This is a genomic window from Methanomassiliicoccus sp. (genome assembly GCA_033485155.1).
Lineage (GTDB): Archaea > Thermoplasmatota > Thermoplasmata > Methanomassiliicoccales > Methanomassiliicoccaceae > UBA6.
Map to the genome: position 1 here is coordinate 472,764 of JAWQJJ010000002.1, position 24,117 is coordinate 496,880.

Sequence of the window (24,117 nt, forward strand, 5' to 3'; positions counted from 1 at the left end):
TAGGCCGACTTTATCCCCCCGCTACATGTCGGCGAGCGTGGGGCGGAACGAAGGGCTGCTGCTGATGACGGGGGCCCTTTGGGGCACAGCCTATGTGGCGATCAAGGTGGGCTTGAGCGATGGCGATCCCTATTTGTTCGCCCTGCTCCGCTTCGTCCTCGGATCGGCGGTACTCTTCGCCTTTATCCTCTACGCCGATAAGTATGACCCCTCCCTGTTCCGGGATCGCACCATCTGGCTGGTGGGCCTGTTGAATGCGCTGTGCATCGCCCTGCAGAACGTGGGTATGACCATGACCTCGGCCACCAACGCCGTGTTACTGTTCAACATCAATGTCGGCTTCGTGGCCATTCTCGCGGCGGTGATACTGAAGGACAAGCTGGCCCGTTTGGTCCTGATAGGTCTGTTCACCGGCATGGTCGGCGTGCTCCTAATATCCACCAACGGGGACCTATCGACCATCTACAGTGGCACCTTCCAGGGAAACCTGCTCGTCTTGCTCTCTGGAGTGGTATGGGCCTTCTGCACTGTGTACCTCAAGCGGGTCCTTGACCGGGGAAAGGACGTGACTATGGTCACAGGGGCCATGTTCCTGATGTCCGTGGTGTTCCTCCTGCCCATGACCGCGGCCTTTACCACCAGCTACGCTATGGATGGGGTGGCGTGGTTGTCTGTGGTCTGGACCGGCGTGGTCTGCACCGGCATCGCTTACTTGACATACAACATCGGGCTCCGGCGCGTGAGCGTCACTGTCGCTACAATCCTCCTCCTGTCCGAGGTGGTCTTCGCCATGCTCTTCGCCCTCCTGTTCCTCGGAGAGGTTCCCACAGGCTCCATCGCTCTGGGAGGTGGGCTGATAGTCCTCTCCGTGGTCCTCATCTCGATGGCAGGTCGCCCGGCCTGAGGTACTGACATAGGGAACGCTCGGCCCTCAATACCGCAGGCTATGGGGCGTACCGTATCTCGAGATTCTACTCGCTCTAAGCCACCGGGGATCCGACGATCGGTGAAGGAATATTGCTGTAAAAAGCCGCTTCTCAGTGACCAAGACAGATACGCGTCGATGGTTACTTTCAAAAGCTAACATGTGGCGAACGTTAAGCCCATACATCAATGCCAGAAAGTGAAAGATGTAAGGGAAAAGTGGTGCAGGGGATGCGATTTGAACACACGAACCACTAAGGACAAGACCCTCAATTTCGGCTAGCATCCAGATTATTTTGACAGAAAACCGCATATTTAAGGGTTTTTAGGGCTTTTTTGCAGTATTTTTTTAGTGTACCGAAAATAATATATACTTTTCGGTTTGACATTTTCACTCGCTCGCTAACAAGATAGATGTATGCTCATGATCATCCGGCGCATTGATGGAAATGGCAAAAGTTCATGCGTTGATAAAGTCAGAAATGAACTGAAAGTGACGGTGCGCTCTAGCTTAATGAGTTTTGATTTAACTCTCGTCGCGTAATTTATCGGAAGGCGTTTTCGTCACAACGAACAAAACGACTCCTCATTTTTAATTGGGGGACTAAACTACCACTTTCGACCCTGCCAATCCGGGTGGAGAGATCCTAACCGCTAGCTCTCAGAAAGCGAGAGATCAGTCAGATTAGCCTAGGGCTTTGCCACCGTGGAAGATGTGAGTCGTAACTTTTTGTAGCAACCTATGACGCAATGGAGTCGGTGAGGGGGGATCGAGCCTTAGTTCTAGACCCTTTGCTTGAGAGAGCCATCCGTGAACGGACAGACGAGAGCATGGTCACTGCCGAGCTGACCTTCAAGCGCAAGAATGGCACTACATTCCCTGGAGAGATAACCTCGAGTACATTTGTAGACGCCGATGGCACCCTGAGCACCACGGTTTCAGTAAGGGACATTACCGAGCGCAAGCAAATGGAGGAGAGACTGGCGGAGAATGAAAAGGCGGCACGCAGGCGCGCTGAGGAGCTCGAGACGCTCATGAACACCTTGCCGGTCGGAATATGGGTAGCAAACGATAACAGGTGTGAGTCAATCACCGGCAACAGGGAAGCATTGGAAATGACCGGTATCGATGTGGACGAAGAGGTTTCGAGAAGGAGCTTGTCGTGTAAACAATGGACAGCTCCAATAAGGTTTTTCCGCGATGGAGTGGAGCTCAAGCCGGAAGAGCTCCCTCTGCAGATGGCTGCAATGAGAGGTGTGGAGAGCCATGGTATCGAGCTGGAGACTCTCCTACTAGATGGCAGGAGGGCTTTTACGCTTGGCGACACAAGGCCTTTGTTCGACGAGGATGGAAACGTCAGAGGGGCCATCTCGGCTTTCGTCGACATCACCGAGCGTAAGAGATACGAGGCGGATTTGCTCAATGCCAAGACCGAGTGGGAACAGACGTTCGATCACATCCCCGACCTTATCGCCATTTTGGACAATAAACACAATATTGTGCGAGCCAACAAGGCGATGCTACAGCGCTTGGGCTCGCCGAGCCCCGATCGATATGTGGGCCTGAAATGCTACCGGTGTGTTCACGGAACCGATTCCCCTCCAGCCTTCTGCCCCCATGCTCTCACCTTGGCCGATGGTCAGGAGCACCGGGCTGAGATCCATGAGGAGGGGTTGGGCGGATACTTCCTGGTGAGCACGACCCCTATATTCGACAACCAAGGTGAGTTGAAGGGGACCGTGCACGTCGCCAGGGACATTACTGATCTGAGGAGAACAGAGGCGAACCTAAAACGTTCCAATGCCGAGCTGCAGCAGTTCGCATACATCGCCTCGCACGACCTGCAGGAACCGTTGCGCATGGTGACATCGTACCTCGCTCTAATGAACAAGAAGTTCGGTGACGAGCTTTCACCGCAAGCGAAGGAGTACATGAGCTTCGCCGTCGACGGCTCGACGAGGATGAAGGAGCTCATCGACGATCTTCTAGCGTACTCGCGCATCGACTCGAAATCGATCGTGCTGGAAGAGATTAACATGAATGATGAGGCGAAAACGGTGGAAGAGGACCTCCACGTGATGATAAAGGAAACCAGAGCAGAAGTCATCATCGATCCTCTTCCGAACATCCGGGGAGACAAAACACAGATGAAGCAACTGCTGACGAATCTCATCTCCAACGCCATCAAGTTCCGCCGACCCGGCTTCAAGCCAAGGGTCGAGGTCTCGGCCGTCACCTACGAGAATGAGGTTGTCTTCTCGGTCGAGGACAACGGCATCGGCATCGATCCGGAGTACGCGGACAAGTTGTTCAAGATGTTCTCTCGATTGCACACTAGGGAAGAGTACCCGGGGACAGGAATTGGTCTAGCGGTGGCGAAAAAGATTGTCGAACGGCACGGCGGCCGCATATGGTTCGAGAGCGAACCAGGAAAGGGAACGACGTTCTTCTTCACCATACCGGCGTGATATACGTATATTCCGAGCCCTGGACCTCAGTAACCTCAGTAAATTGATAGTATGAGCATCAAACACCGACGGACGGCCCAGAGGCGATCGCTTTCCCCCATTCATAGCCTTCCGAGCGATTCTCGATAAATTGCCCAACCGATCATGCCTTTGGTGAACCCGAACGGTTACGAGTCTACCTATATTCACACCACTACTTTTTGACAAACATACCAAATCTTGTTTTCAACATCTGCATTTGCTCAACATAGACTCCGAGATCATTAGGTTCGTCCCTCACGTCATGGGATGTCGACCACCATGGTCTCCTTTCACACCGCCTACGAGCGCTTCAAGCGCTCGATAAGAGTGGCGTATCCATACTCGGTCATGCCGGCCAACCATTCGTGGAGATCAGCTTTGTCGTGTTTCACCGATGAGGAGTTCTGCATATCGTACATCAAGGTCGGGACATCCCACTCCTTCTCGGCAATCAAATCCATCGCATACTTGATCTGGTCCTCGGTTACCATCGTTTTCACCATCTGCCCATGTAATGTGGGAATCGGAGCCATAAATAGCCCGAGGTTGGGACCTGCACTCGAAATATTACCAATCCACGATCAGCTCATGTACTCACTAAGAGACTGCCTCGCTCCATCTGCCGATTTCTCCTCTGGTATTGTCTTATAGTAACACGAGTACGGGCGTAATTCTACCATTAACCTGGATACTCCTTGGGTATGGTGAAGTAGGTTGCCGTTCCTTTTTCCGCCACCGAGACGATCTTCATTATGCCACCATGCCTTTCTACGACCCTCTTGCTTATAATCAGCTTGATGCCAGCACCAGGGTGTTCCTTGGCAGCGACTCCGGCGAACATACTATTAAAGTCGCCACTAACCAGGTCTTGCAGTGACTCTGGTGTCCCTGTGCCGTTGTCCTTTACGGAGAATGCCCATACCTTTGGGTCTTCGCGAGTAGAAACACGGATCTGCAGAGGCCCTTTCCCTCTGAACCTTATTGCCGTATCGATCAAGTTGCGAAGCAGAAGCGTTATCTGCGACCTGTCACCGATTATCGTCGGCAGGGGATCATGGGTCACCGCGGCCCCTGTTCGATCGATAAGTGACCTAAGCTCATCAAGTGCAGTGAGGAGGGCCTCCTCCACGCTAAACCGCTCGAACGGCCGTCCTTCCACGACGACCCTGGAGAAGCCGAAGAGGTCATCAATGATCCCTCGCATCGTTGTAGCACTCTCCTGAGCGATGTTGTAACCCTCCGTGGATTTAGCTGGTGGCCGCTGGGCGAGGTCTGACTTAAAAAGCTGGAGTTGCTCCAACACCGAGTCCAGAAGATGGCTGAGGTCGTTGGCGGCCACGTATGTGAACTGCTCGACGTCGGTGCTTGATCTGCTCAAGCCGAACTTAATCGCTTTCTGCTCCTCCACCAGCATCTTCCGTTCAATGGCGTAGCGGATGGAGCGGACTAACACCTCACCATTTATGGTTTCCTTGAACAAGTAATCCTGAGCGCCATAACGAATTGCCTTCAGGGCTAAGTCCTTGTCCTGGTTTTCAGTCAGAACGATGATGGGGATTGTGGCCGAGTAGTCGCGGACGACCTCAAAAGTATCGTAACCATGACTATACGGCAGGTAAAGATCCATGATAATGATATCGGCCCCTTGGTTGATGAGAGAAAGGCCCATGTCTAGATCAGTGGCGATTTTTACTGAAATATTCTCTCCGGAGAGCATCCGCTTGATCGAATCCATGTCCTCGTCGCTCTGGTCGATGAGCAATAGTGTCAATGATTCCGGCTCGCGCCAAGCCGCGATTGTATCCTCAATTGGGGCCGATTGCCCAGTACGCCTCATGACAGCTCAGCCCGTCGTTTCAATAAGCTCGTGGGACGTCCCTTGGGATCATCGATTCGTTCCTGAGTTGCCCACAGGTTGGGTACAATCCTCGCCAGTTTTCTTTCGGACACTCACTTACCACCCCTTTTACGACGGAAGACTTCCCAGTGCCACCTGGCACATGACATATACTAGTTCACTCGACCCAGTATTTAGCCATGCCCCGCTCAGATACTGAAAATATGTGCCGAAAGGGGTCTCAGAGTTGTCATGTGATGACCATATCCCGAGCGGCTCTTCAAGACCATTGTAGGGAGCCCTTGCTCTTTAGTTAAAAGGAACCTCAGTATGAGACATGAGGAATCCAGAACGATCGCCTAACGCGGAACCCTTGGGAGAACATTGTTGGATAGAACTGATGAATATATTACCGTGCTAACTTGAATATTGAATCTGATTACTCGGAGGACGGCGGCCCCCTATAACCTTAGAGTTCCTCTGCTTCCGCAGAGAAAAGTCGTCTCTTCTAGAGAGAATATCCATACTTCCGTCTTGATGAGTATGCCCCCGGCAACCTAAGAAACTGCTCAGCATCCTGTTTGGTCACGTTGGCCACGCTCCTCACCTTCTTCCCATTCCGCAGAAGAACATAGGGAATGCCTGGCAAGGGACATATATAGATACCATTGATAGCCAGGGTGCCAGCCTTGTCCAGTACGCGTAACGCCTCCTGAACCAACCGGCCAGTAGGAGCGAAGATTTTTGCCGCCTCAATCTTCTCAGGAGACTATTGATTAACCGGATCGAGAAAGCCAGCGGCTCCCTGACTCTCCCTCAGACCTCGGTCCCCAGCATTGCGTCGACGACCAGATCATGCTCTTTAAGGCACCTTTCCAGGATGTCTAGCTCTGTTGTGTCGGCCGAGCCATCATCGCCGGACATGAGGATAACGTCCTTGGATGCAATTTATAAGGATCTGAGACCTCTTGGGCAGCCTGTCAGGGTCGTCCTCATAAGACCATATAATGGTTCGGTCTACACGAAGAAAGACTGGTCATTATACGTAACATAGAATTAATCACTGGAGAGAGCGATGAAATCACATAAGGCACCAGCATCTAATTCGATTCGGCGATCCCGCTCGTAGCTCACCGGTAAGATTTTTAACACTGTTAAAGTTGGACAAGCCTTATCGTTGCGGGTCCTGTGAGTAGGCCGTGAACAAAATGGAGACAACCGCATCTATTCACAAGGACGCATGGATCAAGGATGTAGACAGCAAGCTGAGCGGAGCATCATACCCGATGGACCGCAGCGTTGCCGAGCAGAAGCTCAAGGGCTTGAACATCGACGGCGACGACGCCACCAAGTTCTTCGGCAACATGGCGTGGCCGGCGAGCAGCCACGATGATCTCGTGGACAAGTTGCAGCGGGCAAAGACGGGCGGAGCGGCGCCGGAGCACAACCCGGCTAAGAACACGCCTACGCGGACTGTTTAATACGTTCAAAGCTTTAGAAAACCAAACCCTTTCTTATTTTTTTTACTCGACGACCAGCCTAGATAATGTATCGATAAGGTTCTCGACGAAGCGATCTGATGTGTACTCTTCGGATCCGATATTGTTTACATCTAATCCCCATAGCCAGATAATCGAAATGCTGCCCGTTCCAATAGCTTAGTTGACCAACTTAATACCGGTGTATTAGCTGAGGCTTTGTCAAAATGATCATGGGGGGAAGAAGGACATGAGAATGATGTTTTGTTAGGTCACTGCATCAACTTGCATCAGAGAGGGCGCCCGATTAATCAGTTGATGCATATAGAATTCGAGCGGTCGGAAAATCTAATGGTGAGGGGCCATACTACCGATCCAGGGAACTCGCTTATTAATATCTCCTTCTTCTCTTCATATATGGGAGGTGGACGTTTGACTAAGAAGAGGCGTATGAAACCAGAGAATGATCCCGAAAAATTTTCCGATGCCGAGGACAAGGAGCCAGATGATATCTATAATGAAGAGGCCAGGCAGGAACTGCTCGAGGACGATGAGATCACCGCCACGGAGGAGGGGTTCATGCGTGGCTGGGACGGTACGGTGGAGGGCGGAAAGAAGGAGAAGAAGGCCGACGACCATCGGGACAGCGTATCGGTCGATTTGGTCAAGGAACAGTACAAAGAGGATTAGCCGCTGAAATGATAGATAACCTCTCAGTAAAAGAGGAAGCAAGGAGGGGAGGCTCCGTATTCAGACTATCCAAGATGCTCAGAAAAGCTGGAAAATTACGCTGTTCCTCACCGCCCCTGGACGCACCTATCTGGCCTGGCCAGATGTTTGATTTTTCATAATCCTCGAGATTGGCATGGCTTCGACGATATCCAAATACGGGGAGCCGCCGATATCTTCTCACGATGCTTATAATGAATGGGGTTACTCTTCAATCTTCATTAATCCGGGCAGCTCGGAACAATACATAGTGACAAATTCGTTCCATAGTTCGACCGAACGGTCATTATATTTCTTTGCGAGCTCAAAATCACAGTCGAAATCTCCCGAATCGTCCAAGATAACTACATGATCGTGTCTCCAACTATTGACCAGGAGATTTGTAATAAATGCAGAGAAGGGATAGCGAACCGGATCCTCACCATCAACCGGTATAAGTCCTGGCCGAACGTACTCTTTTCGTGTATGGTTATAAATCCCATATATTACTCCCATGTTCCGATCACTCCAATATTGCTCGTTGAAACGATATCAATGGAAATAGAAGATGTCTGAGATGGGTGATGCCCGCATTGTATTAGTGATAGCCTCATGTATTTAACCGTCCCTGAAACCCCTATCTCTCCTGGTTAGAATCAACTTTCCTAAATCACTTAACCGAACATTGAAACATTCGATATAATAAAAAATAAACATAAATGAACAGTCGTCGTCTAAGGTATCATGGGTAATTTGTAAAAGGAAGTTTTTCATTCGCTTTTATTGTATACTTACCCCGCATCCAGGGCGATAGGTCTCGAACACCACTCCATAATGGTTGTGGCGAACCATATTCTCTGGGCCGCGAGCCGGACAGAAGTCCTTCTTGATCACGTCGCATTGCCTTTTCATAGATTACTGGAGAAAACCTATTATCATCGTTTGCGGGGGGAGGGCGCTGATAATACCTAGCTAATGATTGCCTCTTGAAATATGGGATGGACTGAAGGGGATCTTAATCCACAGAACCTACTGTCCAACCTCTAGAAAATACCGCCCCAGACATAAATCAATTGTTCGAGACTATGGGGGATGAGTAACTTATTCTAAATCCCATTCTCATTGTAAAACGATTATTGAGGGAAACGCTAAATCTACAAAGAGGTACGAGCCTTGAGGCTAGATGAAGTAACTTTGGGTTTATATGAGGATGATGACCGGACGGTCCAGTCGATCAGGTCTTTTTTATTTCGTATATCTTGATGACACCCTTTATGGCGGCCAGATTGGTGTTGAGCTGCATCACGTCCGAAGCGCCCATTGCATATGAGGAGGGCATGCTCACCAATACGGTGCTGAACATGTGTTTCTTGAGGTTCAACTCTTCCAGGACGTCCTTGTTCACTTCGATTACCAATTGAGGTATAGTCCATGCCACTGGGTCGACCAAGATCCCCTTTAGCGTCCCCATCAACCTTCCATCATTAGTATAGACCTCCTTCGTAACCGAGTGTTCCCAGAATATCAGATCCATGGGTTTAGTAGTGGCCGTTGTGGTTTCTTGCATCTTTCTACCCTGAGGTAATATTTGATGCCGGTCGACCTATAATGCTTTCGTTACCTGACCCCAGGACGATATCAAGGCTAGTATCCTCTGATCAACCATCTAAGGGCCGGAGAAAAATTCAGTAACATGAAAAGAACCTGCAGATTAACGATTAATGACGGCTAAACAACCAGCTTTGAACCAACCTAAATCGCCTCGAATACCTAAACAACGATAAGTTCGGTATCCAAAGTGCGACCCCTATGCTGACCCATGAGATGTCGCACCGAGCGTACCGAAGAGGATACAATACGGGCTATGCGCCTCGTCGCGCCCTCTGGTATTTTATAGAAATGTTGATACAAATCTCCCTTGAGATAGATTTCATTTTTTGACCTCATTCCCCCCATCACTGAGGGAATAGTGTCCTCATGTCGCTGCAGTTCCAGGCCTCGTCATTCCCGCACTGGATCCTTACTTCCATAAACAGTTACTTAAGGGGCGTGCCATAGTATATTATTAAACGGAATCGAAAAGGAGATGTAGGCATAACATCCTTTTCGGGGAGCCTCGAATTCGATGGAGAATTTTAAAATCGTAGTCGCCGGGGATGTGATAATCGATTGGTTACAGTGGGTGACGTACCCCAACGATAGAATTAAGGATGGAGATAATCAAAACTGGGCTTTATTTCCGTGTACTCGAATGAAAGCTGAACAAGGAGGGGCCCTCCTTCTTGCCCGGATGGTAGGGGCAGCGACTTCGGTTGAGGTCATAACCCATGAAATAACGGAAATAGAGAACATTTCCCCGGAAACGATCATCCATTCGATCTCCATTCTCGATTCCTTCCCGTGGAAGAAGGGTAAGAAGGCATTGGTCTTTAGAATTAGGCATCTGGGCGGCTATTACGGGCCACGAAAAGGCACACCGAAATCTTTGTTGATCGCTCATGATGATGCTGAGGCCGAATTAATCGTACTGGACGATGCTGGGTACGGATTCCGCGAAGAAAGAAACGCATGGCCGCAGGCTATCCTAAATAATGATAAAAAGTCCATAATAGTCCTAAAAATGAGCCGACCATTGGCATCTGGCGCATTGTGGGATCATCTGGTCAAGGAACGATCCAATGAATTGATAGTCGTCATCGATGCGAACGATCTCAGGGAGATGGGTGTCAACATCAGTAGGCGCCTGTCCTGGGAGCAGACGGCCGAAGACTTTTGCTGGCAGATCCTAAACAATCCAAGAATCCGGCCCCTTGCAGGAAGCAGGAACCTCATAGTGAGATTTGGGCTGGATGGGGCTATCCACTACTCAAAAAACGGCGACAATATCAAAGCAGTGCTATATTACGATTCCCAGACAAGCGAAGATGGGTATAGAGAACAGCATCCTGGAGAGATGAAGGGAAAGATGGCAGCCTTTGTGGCGGCACTCACATCGGAAATATTTGCTCAAGGAATCCGGGGAATCGATATCGGGATAAAGGAAGGTATTCTAAGGTCTAGGCAGCTCCACAGGCTGGGGTTCGGTGATGCGGATGAGGAGCCCGCCCGTCCATTATCAATGCTCTCAGATTCAATGAACGACGCGGAGACGATCTTTAGTATTCCCATCCCGATAATTGTAGAAAATGCGTTTAGTGGGGGAGGCAACTGGCGGATCCTCGAAGAGTGCACCCGTGGTAAGCTTGAGACCATTGCATATAACGCTGTGATAAGGCCCCCTGAAGACTCCATGAGGGAAGTACCACAGGCCAGGTTTGGGGCCTTGTACACTCTCGATAGAAGCGAGATCGAAAGTTATCAGAGTATCAATAACTTGATGACTGAGTATCTTAAGATAAAGGATGTCAAAGCACCTTTGTCTATAGCGGTATTCGGACCGCCGGGCTCAGGGAAGTCCTTTGGAGTGGCTCAACTAGCAAAAAGTATCGACCCTGACTTGGTTGTTATCCGGGAGTTCAATGTCGCCCAATTCACCTCTATCGATGACCTAACGGATGCATTCCATAAGGTCAGGGATTTGGTCCTTGAGGGAAAGGTACCTCTAGTGTTCTTTGACGAGTTTGATGTCTTCTATAATGGTGAACTGGGATGGCTAAAGTATTTCCTTGCCCCCATGCAGGACGGTGCTTTCAAAGAAGGCGAGACAACACACCCTATTGGAAAATCGATATTTGTCTTCGCTGGTGGCACGAGCGACAGCTTTCAGCAGTTCTTTAAGGAGCATACTGGAGGTGAACAAAGTGTAAATATGCCCATGATGAAAAGATTCAGGGATGCCAAGGGAACAGATTTCGTCAGCCGACTTCGCGGTTACGTCAATGTCATGGGCCCCAACCGCACTGGTGATGATGATGAGTTCTTCATCATCAGGCGAGCCCTACTTCTACGTTCTCTGCTCATAAGAAAAGCACCGCAGATATTCGATGGTCAGGGGAATGCGCGGGTCGATCCCGCGATACTTCGTGGATTTCTCAAAGTGCCATCATATAAGCATGGGTCGAGATCGATGGAGGCGATCATTGAGATGAGCACGCTTTCCGGGAAGATGAGGTTCGAGCAAGCTTCCCTGCCTCCGGCCAAGCAACTTGAACTCCATGTCGACTCAGAGATGTTCTCTAAGCTAGTTCTTCGCGACGTTCTCCTCGGCGACGCCATGGAACGTCTGGCGAGGGGAATCTATGAGCAAAATCATCTTGATAGGGAGGATAAAAAGTATCCCGACGACGCACCTCTTCAGTCTTGGGAAAACTTGGATGAGTACAGTAAAGAATTGATACGGAAGCAAGCGCAACAGATCCCTGAGCAATTACGAAGAATCGGTCTGGATTTCATGCCTTTCTTCGAGAAACCGAGCACGTCGTTCGTCCTATCCGCTGAGGAGGTGGAAATCCTAGCCGAAATGAAGCATAAGCAACAGGTCAAAGAACGTTCGCAAGAAGGATGGGCCCCTCGCGTATTGGGGGATCCAGAAAGGAAGGTCACTTTTCTCATCCCGTGGTCTCAGCTCCCTGAAGAGGTGAAGGAACGGGATAGGGAAGCAGTTAGAAGAATACCAGAGCTGTTAAAAATGTCAGGATTTGAAGTCTATAAGTTGCAGTAACTGTTGAATGGATAAAATAATATCATTACTGCCACTCTCATCGAGCATCTTAATACTCTTGTCGGTAAGCTAAAGGGAATGCTTGAGTCCATGAAGCGGGCAATATGGGTGTATTCGAGCGATATTATGCCATAATAAAAACAATATTTAGATAATAATTGAAGAAGGTCTTCCGCATCAGTCTCCATACTGGATCGAATACCTTTATGATCGCAATATGGCCAAGAGACGGCCCACTATCCATTTGATAGGAAATATCTGCATCCGATAGATATTTTAATAAGTTTGAAGCGTGAGGACAAAACATCATCGTTTTAGATGCCAATTAGATAGAGGTATCGTTCACGTCCACCATTCTCCTTTAAATAGGGACATTGCCGCAATGAACATCGACCGGGAAAGTAATGTGGCTCAGATTCTGGTGAGCATACTGTCCTTCGGTCCGAGGGACTATGACACACCGGAGGAAGCGAACGAAGGCATTGATCTCTTGTCTAGGTACGCGGAGCTGTCGGATGATGGGGGCAAGTCCTTTGCTAATACACCAGCCAAACTGAATTTGTTTACCGATGATGGATGGATAGCTACGATCCGCAAACAGAAGCCCAGAGAGCTGATAGGAATCGTCAAACGGAAATATTGATCAGTTCGATGCCTGGCGGTGGAAGTGCCTCATAATCCGTCCCTCATGGCAATGGCTTGATACTCATGAATACTGAGAAATACAGTTGCACTCAACTTACTAACGTTAAGGTGGTTTATATGACCAAGATTCGGGTGAGCATGATGAACATCGGTTCAAGGGAGTATGATACTCCAGAGGATGCGAGTGATGGTATAAATTCCCTACTCAAAGGCACGGAACTGGTGGACGCTGCTGGTAAGGGCTATGCCAATACGCCAATGAATTTGAAGGTTCTTACTGATGGTGGGAAGGCAGTTACTCTTCGCTCCCCGAAGTCTAAAGAATTGTTGGGAACCGTTACACAGAAAGAGTGATCGATTGAACGCTAGGTCGATGAATGGCCCCATAAATGATCCATACCCGACGATGGTCACCTCAGCAACATTTACAAACGTGGTCGTATTCGGCCATGCTTCATGGAAAAGACAAGTTTTGCTCCATTCCGCCTCACCACATTATCCCTCGGTTTGAGGGATTACGACTCGCCCGAGTAAGCTGATGATAGCATTGATTATATGCTCCCCGACGTTGAACTGGCTGATGGAAAGGATAACGCCTGAGATAACTTGGCTTCTGGCCTGAGCATCCCTGCCAGATAGGGGAATGAAGCCTCCATCCGCGAAAAATAATCCGTAGTAATTGTAGGAGTTATCTGTGAGAAGGACTGCCCGTTCAATCATTGCAGGGACCTGAGAAAAACTCCGGTTCGCTAAGCCTTCTATTATCATTATGTCAATAACAATTCCGCAGCATTCTTCAGAATGCTTATCATTCATGGCCGCAAGCTGTATCACATTGTCAGTTCAGCAATAATATGGCGTACTTTACCCTATACCAATCATTAGCTTCGCCTAATAGATTTCCTTCCATTCAATCATCGGGTTGGCTGCCCCATCCTTTTTTAGAGATAGCGATAAATCTCTACCTCGCGGGCTTCTTGCCGTCATTTCCTTATTGAGATGCCTATTAAGACTCCTAGATACTCCAGGGGAAGTTTGTGTCTCCTAGAGATCTGACCCGGGCTATTCCGATGTACAGCAGGAGCCCGATCAGCGTCACTAGCGCCCCCTCCCGCACCATGCGCTTTCCCAACCAATTTCGCCCCGGCGGACAATTTTTTTGATCGATCGACAATCGCCCTCCAATTTCAAGAACTCTCTCGTTGCAGGTTTTATCAGGGGACATAGACGCGCCCCCTCAACTCAGTGGTTCAGCGAGGACCATTCACAGATGTGTTCTGGAACGTCGCCATTCCAAAAAATAGGACTATGGGCCTGGCCATGCAATACTACTAATGCGAATAGTAGCCAAATTGTGGTGACCGATCTATGACATGAAGAATTCCTTGGCAATTGGGGATCAAGGAATCACCCTCATCCACCTTGCATCAGAATATTAAGGAGTGGGTCCCCTACATATGCCCTGGATCGGTACCCATTTCCTATCACGAGAAGACTGTTAACCCACTATATTTCGGATGAAAAAGCAGCTAAGAGGTTTTACTTCCCTGCTCATTAGTGATATCTCTCCAGCGGCCGCTTGGCTGCTTTCTTCATATTCTCCTCCTGCCCAACCTTGACCAACTCTCCCCCGAAGCCGCATAATAAAGTCCGATTTCGTAAGCTCTAAGATGAAATAGAACTGATTCAGCCGTTCAGCTTGCTTTGGACTTGCTTTGATGTTAAAGACGATAGCCCTTTCTTCCCTTATTTCAGCTATCATGTCAACCGCCTCCTTAGTCTCAGCCTCTCGGCGATGATAACCGTGAGCGATATGGCGATCATCAAAGTAACGGTAAACAATAAGGAGAACCAAACGTACTCCCAAATGTTCACGGCTTTTGAATCCTCTTGCCCACTCTCGTTCCTGATGTTTTTCTTTATAAACTAACCAAACCCTACCTTTGCCCACCTAAGATATCTACGTCGGCTTTGTTGATGCTTGTTGATTCTTAAGCGCTTCCCTCTCTTGGCAATACTCACGAAACGAGCTATCGAGCCGAGTCTCAGGTACATGGTCCAAGATTGCGTACACCAAATCCCTGAACCTGCGGTCAGGTTTGTTCATATGTACTTTCATCACGTAACCATTGAAGCTCCTAATCGATACTTGTGCATAGCCATTGTTAATTGCGAAGCTCACTTTACTGACGTAGTCCCAATTGATGCGGACCAATCGATGGGGGCCCCTGGATGCACAGATAGTCATTGCGCCACGGTCGGTCCACACTCCAAGGCAGGCCCCAGTGGTTCAAAACAACTTTACTCTCCTAGCAGAGCAATAAAGACATCCACTATTATGATAAATATAAGTGTACCGAGGAGAAATGTTATCTGGAGATAGAATGACGGACAACAGCGAACAAAGGGACTACTGCATGAGCGTGATGACATACACCCAAGACTGGGACACTTGGAAGGCGACGCTCAAGGAGGCGATATTGGCCGGTAAGAGCCTCGGTCTGTCGGACGGAGAGATAAAGGACATCGCCACCCGCTTCGCCGATTTCCTCGCCGATAGAGTGTGCGCGGAAACGACGGAGGAGGCGTTGGTCAAGGATATGTGGGACGTCGCCGATGTGGACGAGCGCAAGGCTATAGTCAGCATATTCTTCAAGATGCTGTCAGAGTAGGTGGGAGCGGGGATCTGCTCCTTCACCAAGTTGGATGGAGGCGCAATGCGAGGCTCGCACACCCATGGGAAATCGATCCCATGCAAAATCTAGTATGGGATTAGGGAGCGGGCTATCGGTCCTGGATGGTGGGGGTTCGGGAAGTGCGACCAGTGGAGGTTGATAGATGGGCATGATGGAGTGGTTCGGTAAACAGATGATCAAGAGAATGAGTCCCCAGGAGCGATTTGATCTCACCGAGATGGCCGTCATGGAGATTATCGCTTCCATGACCTCGGATGAGAAAAAGGACCTCATGGTCCGTCTTATACCTAGGGTGTCAAAGACCATGCTGGACGGCATGACGCCAGAGGACCGCAGGAAGGTGGTCGAAGGGGTGGCGCCCGCTCTCCTCGCCCAGATGTCATCCTCGGGAGCGCTCACGGGCATCGTGGAATTGATGCGCAACAAGAAGAAAGATTGAGCAATCTGACCTTCAACCAACAAATCTAATTATCTTTAAGCGCCGTCTTATTGCCTTGGAGGAATGGTCATGCCTCATGTCGTTCTTACTGGTGTTGTTGCACTTGAGGACATCTTCCAAGAACTGAAACCGTTGCTCATCAAGAATGACAAAGACATCCTGAGGACCATGGACGTTTACCTTGGTCGAGGCAACAACTCCATTCTCATCGAATCGCTGGCCATCGAGGGCGGTCGGAAGGCCACCTTTCTAACCTTAATAACGTCCAGGGATGATGGCATAGTAGTCAGGCTATACCCAAAATTCGAGGTAGAGAAGACTGAGGGAGTCAAGAGGATCCTTGCGGAACAGGCTAAGCAGCTGCTCTGGACCTTTCCTGGACTCAAGGTGGGAGAGACCAACCTGGCCCAATACCTTGGATAGGTCGTGGGTTTACTGCGTTCGCAGGCGTGCTCTGTGGACACTGAATCAGGCATGTTATATGTCCGGTTCGTCCCATTGGGCCGAATTAACTCAGGTGATAGATGAAGAAAGAAAGATTATGCGGATGGTTCCATCCGCATGGTTCGGTTTCTGCCTCACTTAGCAGGCCGGCGGCATCAACACGGTGTCGATGACGTGGATTACCCCGTTGCTCGCCTGGATGTCGGTGATGATCACCTTGGCGTCGTTGATGTACACGTCGCTGCCGATGATGTGCACCGTGACCGTTCCACCCTGCAGGGTAACGATCTGTTGGCAGTCCTCAAGGTCACCCGCCATCACCTCTCCTGATGCAACGTGGTACAGCAGGATCTGCTTGAGCGTGGCCACGTCGGTGGTCGTCAGCTTTTGCAGAAGAGCAGGGTCCAGCTTAGCGAAGGCCTCGTTGGTCGGGGCGAACACGGTGAACGGTCCGGTGCCGTTCAAAGCATCGACCAGCCCAGCGGCATTCAGAGCGGTAACCAGAGTGCTGAGGTCACTATTCTCCTCTGCTGTCTGAGCGATGGTGTTACTGGGTGCAGTGGTGGTTTGTGCCGCTGTTCCCGCGTAACCGGCCAAAACGCAGAGGACCACTGCCATACTGGCTATGGCGATTAGCATTCCTTTCTTCATAAGTCCTCCTGCATTATCTTTGTTGAGAATTATGATTTCAATTTTAGATATTAGTTTATTGCGCGATAATGGAACGGGAAATTTGGCAAAAGGTCGAACTGAGGATATCGACCATTAATATGGCAATAATCAAACCCATGTTGTGATGCGGCCCATTATCTAAATTGATCTCTCGATTGTAATTGGGTGTGAAGAATCCTGCCGCAATGGCCAATGGTGTCTAGCATGAGTTGATGAAAAATCTATTAATATCGGTTGTAAAAACTATTCTTATAACAGATAATGGGATGATAATATGCCGGACATCGTTGAGTTGGCCATGCAGGCAGGGAATTTTAAGACACTCGTCGCTGCAGTACAGGCCGCTGGGCTCGTTGATACTTTGAAGGGGGCTGGACCGTACACAGTATTCGCTCCGACTGACGAGGCGTTCGCCAAGCTGCCCGCGGGCACGGTGGAGAGTTTGTTGAAGGATGTTCCCAAGTTGAAAAATATCTTACTGTACCACGTGGTCCCGGGCAAGGTCATGGCAGCGGACGTGGTCAAGCTAAAGACCGCCAAGACGGTCCAGGGGGAGGAAGTCAAGATCGATGCGGCACGATGGCATCTGCACCGCCATGTGAAGGTGAACGATGCCAACATCATCCAGGCCGATATTGTCGCTAGCAATGGGGTCTGCCACGCCATCGACAAAGTATTAATGCCGAAGTAGGCAGATTCCTTTTTTTACATTTTCCAATTGTATATTAGCAATAGCTCATGATAGATTATTACTGAGGATATAAATTAAATAATCAAGGGTTCAATCGATTACCGATACTATGGTTCCGGAGACCGACCCCAAGTTCGTCGCCTTGAGAAAGTGGAACGCCGCACTACTGGTCCTTCATCTGGTCCAAGGGCTGGCGATACTAGCTTTAGCGACCAGCTTCGCCCTGCCGGTGACAGCTTCCTTCCTTCATTTTAACTCGGCCACCGGTCAGCTAGAGGCTCAAATCAGCACTCTGTTCACCCTGCCTATCGCTCCTCTCATCGCTCTGTTCCTGTTCACCTCGGCCTTCGACCACTTCCTGCTGGCTGGGCCGTTCTACCAGTGGTACGTTGACGGACTGAAGGCCCATATCAACAAGGCCCGGTGGTTCGAGTACGCGTTCTCCTCGTCCATCATGATAGTGGTCATCGCCATGCTCGTGGGCATCTATGATGTCGTCTCCCTCATCGCGCTGTTCAGCATCAATGCCTGCATGAACCTCTTCGGCCTGGTCATGGAGCAGATCAACCAGAACCGCCCGAAGGTCACCTGGACCCCGTACATCTTCGGTACCTTCGCCGGCCTTATTCCATGGGTCGGCATCGCTATATATCTGGCTGGAGCAGGACAGTACGGCAACGTCCCCAGCTTCGTGTACTGGATCTTCCTGACCATCGCCATCACCTTCTTCTCCTTCGCCTTTAACATGATACTGCAGTACCGTGCGAAAGGCCGGTGGGCCGACTACCTCTTCGGGGAGAAGGTGTACATGATCCTCAGCCTGGTCGCGAAGACCTTACTCGCATGGCAGGTGTTCGCCGGGACGCTTAGGCCGATGTAAGAAAACGGTACGGGATACGATGGACCTCCAAGGAAGGGTCTGCATCATCACCGGAGCCAATTCCGGCATAGGCAGGGAGACCGCTCTCGCCCTTGCCGCCCTGAAAGCCAGGGTGGTAATGACGGTCCGCGATTCGAAGAAAGGAGCGAGGGCCAGGAAGGAGATCGTCGACCGGACCGGGAACGATTCGGTCGAGGTCATGATCTGTGACCTTTCCTCATTAGATTCCATAATAGGGTGAGTATAGCCATACATAATGTACAAATGCGCATCTTCCTCGAAGGAATTGTACCATTCTGCACCTACCTACTCGCATCACTTCACCAGACTAGATCATACGACATTCTCATCGAAAACTTAGCCCACAATCGACATGATGGTAAATTGCCACCTTTTTTCCGAATCATCCGTTCCAGATGAAAAACAAGATCATGTGCCACAATCATGCCATGATAGTCAGCACAGAAGATGATGAACAAGAACTAAGTGCATAAGATTCCAGATTTTATTTCGATAAACATGTCGAAGTTCAGCATTGTGAAAAGTTGGGTATATAATACTTTGCTTAAAATCGAGATTTTTCAGATCACATTTGAAATCACCCACCATTTGAAAAATGTCCAAATCAATGGGCAACCTATCTTCCATACATTTTTTCGAAACATGTTGCGACGCCTTATAGGAGTCACTCAAAGGTAAAATTCTTGTTTTTTCGGCTGCCGTCGATTGATCATCCTAGCTCGATCTCATCATCTCGGGAGATGAGATTCTTCACCCGCTCATTGCAAGAACATTTCACCGCCCACGACCCTTCGGACGGCTCCCACTATGCCCCGCCTAGAGAAAACACACGGACGGGTCGAGTCCTCACTCGAGCAAAAGATGGAAAGAGATTTAGAACCGGGGAACACCCCTGTTGTATGCTTGCTTCCGTGCCGGATTATTGCAATGAAGATAGATTTCCGTCGTCGATATATCCGCGTGTCCCAGCAAGTCCCGAAGCGAGATGATATCCGTCCCGTTCTGCGTGCAATGGGTAGCGAAGGAGTGCCGTAGCACGTGCGGTTTTATCTTGACCGCGAATCCGGCTTGCTGCCCCACTTTCTTTATTTCTTCCTCCACGGCATGCCGAGATATCCTTTGCTTCCTCTCGGATAAGAACAAAGGGTGGTCGGGCTTGACGTTGATTATATTGTACTTCACGCGGTAGGTGTTGAGGATTTGTACGAGCTGGTCATCCATATCGACCTCCCTATCCCTATCACCCTTCCCCGAGCGAACCCTAATCACCCGGTTATCGGTATCAATATCCCCAATATTGAGGTTGCAAAGTTCGGCAAGCCGAAGTCCCGTCTTCATGAACAGGGTGACTATAGCTAGTTGGCGGTAGGTCCGGCACCCATCGATGAGCTTTTTCATTTCCTCTATCGGTAGATAACTGGGCATCTTCCGCGTTTGCCTGGGCTTCTTGATGGGCTGGATGCCCTGGATGCCCTTGAACTCGATGAACAGCTCCAAGGCTTGGAGCAAGTGCCGTTGGTGCGAAGAAGAATATCCCGAGGTGCGGACCTTGGCGAGAAGACGGTTTACTTCCGTTTGATTGATGGTATAGACCGCGTTCTTACGGAACAGGGCCTTGAGATTCATGGCGTTATTGTACGCTTGTTTTACTCCTTGAACCTTGACGCCAAGGAGCCATAGTCGAAAGTCCTCAAATTCCTGAAACCTTGTATCTTGTGCCATAATTCGCGCAATTTCTTCTTTTTCTATCATACCAGATACACTCCCGGATGCGAGTCTGGAAGCGAGGGTATCTTGTCCATCGTTCCCCGAAATTCGAATTATATTCGCTGGACATATATATATATATATATATATATATATAAAAAGAGCTAATATTATCAATGCCAGCAAGTTAAAAGTGTAAGGGAAAAGTGGTGCAGGGGATGCGATTTGAACACACGAACCACTAAGGACAAGACCCTCAATCTTGCGCCGTTGGCCAAGCTTGGCTACCCCTGCTTGTAGGCCACCTTATACTGGCACCAAATATAAAGATTATCCTGGCGAACGGCCCTCCTTGCGGACCTTGCATGTACCGAATCTAGGACCGCCGCCGAGTCCGGAGCTTACACCAGCCGCTTACCAGCACTCGGCCCGGAGGCACACTCGAACACGTCAGTGATCTTTAGCACAAGGAGGGAGCGGCACTTGAGGTCGGCCCGCTTCGCACTGACCATCCCCTTCATCTTATCGTAATCGGGGCCGTCATCGACGATGTCGACGTCCGCCTTGATCTTCAGGCACCCTTTTACCCCTTGGGTCCACACGTACAGCGAGGCTCGGGGGTTCTCCTGGAGGTTCTTCACCGTGGCGTCCATGAACTGGTTTCCGATCCAGATGGTCTCGGAATCCATGAGGAAGACCGAACCGACGGGAACCACGTTCGGTTCTCCATCCTTCGAGGCCGTGGCCAGAGGGAAATACTTGGTCGACTTGAGCAATTCCTCCATTTCCGGGGTGAGCTTTGCCATGCACTTGAATCGGCCTTTGGGCTATTTGACACTTGACCAAGTCGGCCGCGACAAGGGGAACACACGCGGGCTGGTCCACGGCCGAGGTCAGGCGGTCTCCTCGGCCTCCGTCGGCCTCCCCTCGCTCCACTCGCGATTGATCCTTTGGATGTTCCGCCTCATGGCTTTCTCCTTCCGATCGCTGGCGACCAACGAGGGCTCGTCGCTGGTCCCCTTGGTCACCAGCACCACCACACGCCCCGGGCGGCTGCGTCCCGTGCGGCCCCGACGCTGGATCGACCTTATCTCCGACGGCACCGGTTCGTAGAAGATCACGAGGTCGGTGTTGGCGACGTCGAGCCCCTCCTCGCCCACACATGTAGCCACGACCGTGTTGATCCTTCCGGACCGCAGATGCGAGAGGACCTCGACCTGCTCCTTCTGATTCTGTCCCTTATCGTGAGCCCTCGAGCTCTGCCCAACGAGCTTGCTCACCCTGGCCCCGCCGATGTCCGAGAGGCATCGGGCCACCATTTCGCAGGAGTCACGGTAATTGGTGAAGACCATGACCCGGGAGTCGGCCTTTTGCTCCAGCTGAGAGGTCACCAGCTCTCTGACCAGGGGAATCTTGGGGTGTCCCTCAGGGGTCCGGGACACGATCTCCTCCAGCCGTGCGAACTCGGGAGAAGCGACGATCCTCTGGGAGGCCTTGGACCCTTTCCTGCCCTGGGCTTCTGTCTTCAATTTCTCCATATACGAGGTCAGTGCCGTCACTCCCTGGGTCTCAGCAAGCTCGAGGGCGTGTCCGACCTTGATGGCCATGGCCTGTAGGCTGAGGGCGTTGAACAGGTAGCCGTTCTTCTTGCCGAAGGATCTGGCCCGCAGGGATTTGTTCATCTCGATCACATATCCGACCCTGGGCAGACCCTCGGTCTTCAGGAAACCCATGTGGTTGAGCTTGGAGATGTACGCACCGTACATGCTTCGCAGGGCCTCGCAAACATCGGCGATCCCCTCCGGCAGGTCCACATCCATCGTCTCGATTCGTACCTCGTGGAGGTACTCCATTATACTGGCGTCCTCCTCCGTCCGGGCCTCGATCCGCCGAACATGGAGGTTATCGCACACCGCCTTGATCCGCGCCTTGGATCCGCCCGGGGAGGCGGTGATACCCAGCACCCGGCCCCCGATCGCATCGAACGCCTGGGCGATAGGCACGTAGGCGTAGCGGCCGGTGGCTCTGTGGGCCTCGTCGAAGATGATGAGCTTGACGCCTTGCAGATCGATCCTCCCCTTTCGGAGGTCATTGATGACCACCTGCGGCGTGGATACGATCACTCCGTGCCCGTTCCACTCCGCCGCCCTCTGCTCAGGAGGCACCTCTCCGCTCAACTGGACCACGGACCTGCCGACGAGATGATCATCGAGGAACGCGGCATGCTGTTCCACCAGCGGCTTGGTCGGAGCGAGGAGGAGAACCTTACCGCCATCGCGATGGAGCACCTCGGCCATCACCCTGAGCGCGATCACAGTCTTCCCGAGCCCGGTGGGCAGTACGACCAAGGTCGAGTAGAAGTAACACGAATCAGCGAGGGTAGCCTGGTACTCCCGTTCCTGGATCGAACCCGGCCGTATCAAGGGATGCACGACATACACGCCATGACCTACGTCCGAGGGCTCAAAAACGTTTGGGCCAGGGGGTCGAATACCAGTGTGAGGTCGTTGATCTGGACGTCTTCGGTAGACCGTTTGCCACGGATACCGTCGTCCAAACATCGAACATTAAGCGGCGGAGCGGAGGAAGCGGCGGATAGGCTCCAACTACGTGTAGGGATGAGGATCGTTTATGAGAGCCACCTCCGAAGAGCAGCAGCGGCGCCGGCCCAGAATGCTGACCCTATACTCCAAGTTCATACGGGCCGGTGACCTGGTCTTCGACGTGGGGGCCAACCATGGGGATCGGTCGCAGCTCTTCCTTGACCTGGGGGCTAGGGTGGTGGCGGTGGAACCGCAGCCCCACTGCGCCGAGATCATGCGGAGAAGATTCCGTGCTGACCCTCGCATCGATGTCCTGGAGGCAGCGCTGGACGAGCGCCAGGGGAACGCATCGATACGTCTCTCCGACAACGACCTGGTCTCCTCCATGAGCCAACAGTGGATCGATCGGGTGAGGTCATGCGGTCGGTTCGACGACTCTCGGTGGCAGGAGGAGATGGAGGTACCGACCATCACCATGGACGCGCTCATCGCCAGGTATGGCCTTCCCCGCTTCACCAAGATCGATACCGAGGGTTACGAGCTTCAGGTATTCAAGGGCCTGAGTGATCCCCTACCCGCGCTCTCCTTCGAGTATACTCCCGAGTACATCGAGCCGGCGGTCGGGTCCCTGCGTCTCCTCTCGGCCCTCGGCTCCTATCTCTTCAACCTCTCGGTGGGAGAATCGATGGAGCTCGGCCTGCCGCAATATGTTCAGATGGAGAGCCTGGCTTCCTGCCTGGAGGCGCTCGCGGAGCAGAGGGGGCAGGAGGAATCAGGGGACGTGTACGCCGTCCTTGAACAGCGCCAGGACCGGAACGGTCGGGGGACGCGACATGAAAAAAGGGGGCGTGAGAGGATCGAAGACCCTGTTGTAAAGCATCCATGACCGTGAGACGAACCGGCCCTCGAGGAGCCCACGAACAATGCTGCTCGCCCCCGACCGTCGTCGGAGGTCGTAGCCGATTGTCGTGGTCATGAGGCGATACGATGTTCGGCAGAGGATGCATTACAATCGTATCGATAAATAGCATGACGACAATAGAGATGACGCGGCCAAGACATCCGTCTTCCTGCGCGGAAGAGCGGAGCAGCGGCCTCGATATACGGACGAGATGTATCCATGAGTACCAACCGGATTAACACGGAGTGCGAGAAGTGCGGAGCCAAGTTTGAGACCCTCTACGAACTCGATGAGCATATGGAAGATGTTCATGGCGAGATGATGAGAAAGCGTGCCATGCCGCGTAAGAAGCCCAAGAAGAAGTGAAGGGGTCGCTGGTCG

24 protein-coding genes and 1 tRNA gene are annotated in these 24,117 nt (G+C 51.2%); 15 read left to right on the top strand and 10 right to left on the bottom strand.

Annotated elements, in window-relative coordinates; translation table 11 throughout:
- Window positions 1–25 precede the first annotated feature (25 nt).
- Window positions 26–904, top strand: coding sequence for an EamA family transporter (locus tag SA339_05320; GenBank protein MDW5562629.1), 879 nt, complete (start codon window positions 26–28; stop codon window positions 902–904).
- 770 nt (window positions 905–1,674) lie between these two features.
- Complete coding sequence (locus SA339_05325; protein MDW5562630.1) at window positions 1,675–3,393, top strand: ATP-binding protein; 1,719 nt, start codon at window positions 1,675–1,677, stop codon at window positions 3,391–3,393.
- 320 nt (window positions 3,394–3,713) lie between these two features.
- Here the strand turns inward: SA339_05325 and SA339_05330 are convergent, their stop codons facing one another.
- Window positions 3,714–3,914: a hypothetical protein gene (locus SA339_05330; GenBank protein MDW5562631.1), complete on the bottom strand. Its 201-nt coding sequence runs from the start codon at window positions 3,912–3,914 to the stop codon at window positions 3,714–3,716.
- Between the two features lie 179 nt (window positions 3,915–4,093).
- Window positions 4,094–5,176: a response regulator gene (locus tag SA339_05335; protein ID MDW5562632.1), complete on the bottom strand. Its 1,083-nt coding sequence runs from the start codon at window positions 5,174–5,176 to the stop codon at window positions 4,094–4,096.
- 1,283 nt (window positions 5,177–6,459) lie between these two features.
- Here SA339_05335 and SA339_05340 point away from each other — a divergent pair.
- Both SA339_05340 and SA339_05345 read left to right on the top strand, forming a co-directional pair.
- On the top strand, window positions 6,460–6,732 hold the full coding sequence (locus SA339_05340; GenBank protein ID MDW5562633.1) for a hypothetical protein: 273 nt from the start codon (window positions 6,460–6,462) through the stop codon (window positions 6,730–6,732).
- Between the two features lie 429 nt (window positions 6,733–7,161).
- Window positions 7,162–7,419 carry a hypothetical protein gene (locus SA339_05345; protein MDW5562634.1) on the top strand — a complete coding sequence of 86 codons (258 nt, stop codon included), beginning with the start codon at window positions 7,162–7,164 and terminating at the stop codon, window positions 7,417–7,419.
- Between the two features lie 1,252 nt (window positions 7,420–8,671).
- Here SA339_05345 and SA339_05350 read toward each other — a convergent pair.
- Window positions 8,672–9,004, bottom strand: a complete 333-nt coding sequence (locus SA339_05350) for a hypothetical protein (GenBank protein MDW5562635.1) — start codon at window positions 9,002–9,004, stop codon at window positions 8,672–8,674.
- A 684-nt stretch (window positions 9,005–9,688) separates the two neighbouring features.
- Here SA339_05350 and SA339_05355 point away from each other — a divergent pair.
- From SA339_05355 to SA339_05365, 3 genes are all read left to right on the top strand, one after another.
- A complete protein-coding gene (locus tag SA339_05355; GenBank protein MDW5562636.1) occupies window positions 9,689–12,097 on the top strand; it encodes a hypothetical protein in 2,409 nt (802 codons plus the stop codon).
- 382 nt (window positions 12,098–12,479) lie between these two features.
- Complete coding sequence (locus tag SA339_05360; protein ID MDW5562637.1) at window positions 12,480–12,740, top strand: hypothetical protein; 261 nt, start codon at window positions 12,480–12,482, stop codon at window positions 12,738–12,740.
- A gap of 143 nt (window positions 12,741–12,883) precedes the next feature.
- Entirely contained in the window at window positions 12,884–13,096 is a 213-nt protein-coding gene (locus SA339_05365) for a hypothetical protein (protein MDW5562638.1), read from the top strand.
- Window positions 13,097–13,237: 141 nt separating this feature from the next.
- Here SA339_05365 and SA339_05370 read toward each other — a convergent pair whose 3' ends face one another.
- Window positions 13,238–13,558, bottom strand: a complete 321-nt coding sequence (locus tag SA339_05370) for a hypothetical protein (GenBank protein ID MDW5562639.1) — start codon at window positions 13,556–13,558, stop codon at window positions 13,238–13,240.
- 682 nt (window positions 13,559–14,240) lie between these two features.
- Window positions 14,241–14,504, bottom strand: coding sequence for a hypothetical protein (locus SA339_05375; protein ID MDW5562640.1), 264 nt, complete (start codon window positions 14,502–14,504; stop codon window positions 14,241–14,243).
- Window positions 14,505–15,126: 622 nt separating this feature from the next.
- On the opposite strand from SA339_05375, the gene SA339_05380 reads away from it, so the two are divergent.
- The 3 genes from SA339_05380 to SA339_05390 all read left to right on the top strand — a co-directional run bounded on the left by SA339_05380 (window position 15,127) and on the right by SA339_05390 (window position 16,300).
- Complete coding sequence (locus tag SA339_05380; GenBank protein MDW5562641.1) at window positions 15,127–15,414, top strand: DUF3243 family protein; 288 nt, start codon at window positions 15,127–15,129, stop codon at window positions 15,412–15,414.
- A gap of 166 nt (window positions 15,415–15,580) precedes the next feature.
- Window positions 15,581–15,877, top strand: coding sequence for a hypothetical protein (locus SA339_05385; GenBank protein ID MDW5562642.1), 297 nt, complete (start codon window positions 15,581–15,583; stop codon window positions 15,875–15,877).
- A 69-nt stretch (window positions 15,878–15,946) separates the two neighbouring features.
- Window positions 15,947–16,300, top strand: coding sequence for a hypothetical protein (locus SA339_05390; GenBank protein ID MDW5562643.1), 354 nt, complete (start codon window positions 15,947–15,949; stop codon window positions 16,298–16,300).
- A gap of 159 nt (window positions 16,301–16,459) precedes the next feature.
- Here SA339_05390 and SA339_05395 read toward each other — a convergent pair whose 3' ends face one another.
- Window positions 16,460–16,972, bottom strand: coding sequence for a fasciclin domain-containing protein (locus SA339_05395; GenBank protein MDW5562644.1), 513 nt, complete (start codon window positions 16,970–16,972; stop codon window positions 16,460–16,462).
- Between the two features lie 295 nt (window positions 16,973–17,267).
- On the opposite strand from SA339_05395, the gene SA339_05400 reads away from it, so the two are divergent.
- The 3 genes from SA339_05400 to SA339_05410 all read left to right on the top strand — a co-directional run bounded on the left by SA339_05400 (window position 17,268) and on the right by SA339_05410 (window position 18,805).
- Window positions 17,268–17,684, top strand: coding sequence for a fasciclin domain-containing protein (locus SA339_05400; GenBank protein MDW5562645.1), 417 nt, complete (start codon window positions 17,268–17,270; stop codon window positions 17,682–17,684).
- Between the two features lie 109 nt (window positions 17,685–17,793).
- Window positions 17,794–18,564, top strand: coding sequence for a heliorhodopsin HeR (gene heR, locus SA339_05405; protein MDW5562646.1), 771 nt, complete (start codon window positions 17,794–17,796; stop codon window positions 18,562–18,564).
- Between the two features lie 19 nt (window positions 18,565–18,583).
- Complete coding sequence (locus tag SA339_05410; protein MDW5562647.1) at window positions 18,584–18,805, top strand: SDR family NAD(P)-dependent oxidoreductase; 222 nt, start codon at window positions 18,584–18,586, stop codon at window positions 18,803–18,805.
- Between the two features lie 653 nt (window positions 18,806–19,458).
- Here the strand turns inward: SA339_05410 and SA339_05415 are convergent.
- The 4 genes from SA339_05415 to SA339_05430 form a co-directional block, all read right to left on the bottom strand.
- Window positions 19,459–20,337 (bottom strand): tyrosine-type recombinase/integrase, encoded by an 879-nt coding sequence (locus tag SA339_05415; protein MDW5562648.1) that lies wholly within the window; start codon window positions 20,335–20,337, stop codon window positions 19,459–19,461.
- A gap of 162 nt (window positions 20,338–20,499) precedes the next feature.
- A tRNA-Leu gene (locus SA339_05420) sits at window positions 20,500–20,586 on the bottom strand.
- Between the two features lie 107 nt (window positions 20,587–20,693).
- Window positions 20,694–21,098: a pyridoxamine 5'-phosphate oxidase family protein gene (locus SA339_05425; protein ID MDW5562649.1), complete on the bottom strand. Its 405-nt coding sequence runs from the start codon at window positions 21,096–21,098 to the stop codon at window positions 20,694–20,696.
- Window positions 21,099–21,185: 87 nt separating this feature from the next.
- Window positions 21,186–22,733 (bottom strand): helicase-related protein, encoded by a 1,548-nt coding sequence (locus SA339_05430; GenBank protein ID MDW5562650.1) that lies wholly within the window; start codon window positions 22,731–22,733, stop codon window positions 21,186–21,188.
- Window positions 22,734–22,923: 190 nt separating this feature from the next.
- Here SA339_05430 and SA339_05435 point away from each other — a divergent pair, with 190 nt between their 5' ends.
- Window positions 22,924–23,721, top strand: a complete 798-nt coding sequence (locus tag SA339_05435; GenBank protein ID MDW5562651.1) for an FkbM family methyltransferase — start codon at window positions 22,924–22,926, stop codon at window positions 23,719–23,721.
- 234 nt (window positions 23,722–23,955) lie between these two features.
- Window positions 23,956–24,102: a hypothetical protein gene (locus SA339_05440; GenBank protein MDW5562652.1), complete on the top strand. Its 147-nt coding sequence runs from the start codon at window positions 23,956–23,958 to the stop codon at window positions 24,100–24,102.
- Window positions 24,103–24,117: the final 15 nt, after the last annotated feature.

Excerpts from the sequence above, each read along its gene's own strand:
- SA339_05320 (MDW5562629.1), top strand. The coding sequence starts at position 26 with ATGTCGGCGAGCGTGGGGCGGAACGAAGGGCTGCTGCTGATGACGGGG.
- SA339_05325 (MDW5562630.1), top strand. The coding sequence starts at position 1,675 with ATGGAGTCGGTGAGGGGGGATCGAGCCTTAGTTCTAGACCCTTTGCTT.
- SA339_05340 (MDW5562633.1), top strand. The coding sequence starts at position 6,460 with ATGGAGACAACCGCATCTATTCACAAGGACGCATGGATCAAGGATGTA.
- SA339_05350 (MDW5562635.1), bottom strand. The coding sequence starts at position 9,004 with ATGCAAGAAACCACAACGGCCACTACTAAACCCATGGATCTGATATTC.
- SA339_05355 (MDW5562636.1), top strand. The coding sequence starts at position 9,689 with ATGAAAGCTGAACAAGGAGGGGCCCTCCTTCTTGCCCGGATGGTAGGG.
- SA339_05360 (MDW5562637.1), top strand. The coding sequence starts at position 12,480 with ATGAACATCGACCGGGAAAGTAATGTGGCTCAGATTCTGGTGAGCATA.
- SA339_05365 (MDW5562638.1), top strand. The coding sequence starts at position 12,884 with ATGAACATCGGTTCAAGGGAGTATGATACTCCAGAGGATGCGAGTGAT.
- SA339_05370 (MDW5562639.1), bottom strand. The coding sequence starts at position 13,558 with ATGAATGATAAGCATTCTGAAGAATGCTGCGGAATTGTTATTGACATA.
- SA339_05375 (MDW5562640.1), bottom strand. The coding sequence starts at position 14,504 with ATGATAGCTGAAATAAGGGAAGAAAGGGCTATCGTCTTTAACATCAAA.
- SA339_05380 (MDW5562641.1), top strand. The coding sequence starts at position 15,127 with ATGACGGACAACAGCGAACAAAGGGACTACTGCATGAGCGTGATGACA.
- SA339_05385 (MDW5562642.1), top strand. The coding sequence starts at position 15,581 with ATGGGCATGATGGAGTGGTTCGGTAAACAGATGATCAAGAGAATGAGT.
- SA339_05390 (MDW5562643.1), top strand. The coding sequence starts at position 15,947 with ATGCCTCATGTCGTTCTTACTGGTGTTGTTGCACTTGAGGACATCTTC.
- SA339_05395 (MDW5562644.1), bottom strand. The coding sequence starts at position 16,972 with ATGAAGAAAGGAATGCTAATCGCCATAGCCAGTATGGCAGTGGTCCTC.
- SA339_05400 (MDW5562645.1), top strand. The coding sequence starts at position 17,268 with ATGCCGGACATCGTTGAGTTGGCCATGCAGGCAGGGAATTTTAAGACA.
- heR (MDW5562646.1), top strand. The coding sequence starts at position 17,794 with ATGGTTCCGGAGACCGACCCCAAGTTCGTCGCCTTGAGAAAGTGGAAC.
- SA339_05410 (MDW5562647.1), top strand. The coding sequence starts at position 18,584 with ATGGACCTCCAAGGAAGGGTCTGCATCATCACCGGAGCCAATTCCGGC.
- SA339_05415 (MDW5562648.1), bottom strand. The coding sequence starts at position 20,337 with ATGATAGAAAAAGAAGAAATTGCGCGAATTATGGCACAAGATACAAGG.
- SA339_05425 (MDW5562649.1), bottom strand. The coding sequence starts at position 21,098 with ATGGCAAAGCTCACCCCGGAAATGGAGGAATTGCTCAAGTCGACCAAG.
- SA339_05435 (MDW5562651.1), top strand. The coding sequence starts at position 22,924 with ATGAGAGCCACCTCCGAAGAGCAGCAGCGGCGCCGGCCCAGAATGCTG.
- SA339_05440 (MDW5562652.1), top strand. The coding sequence starts at position 23,956 with ATGAGTACCAACCGGATTAACACGGAGTGCGAGAAGTGCGGAGCCAAG.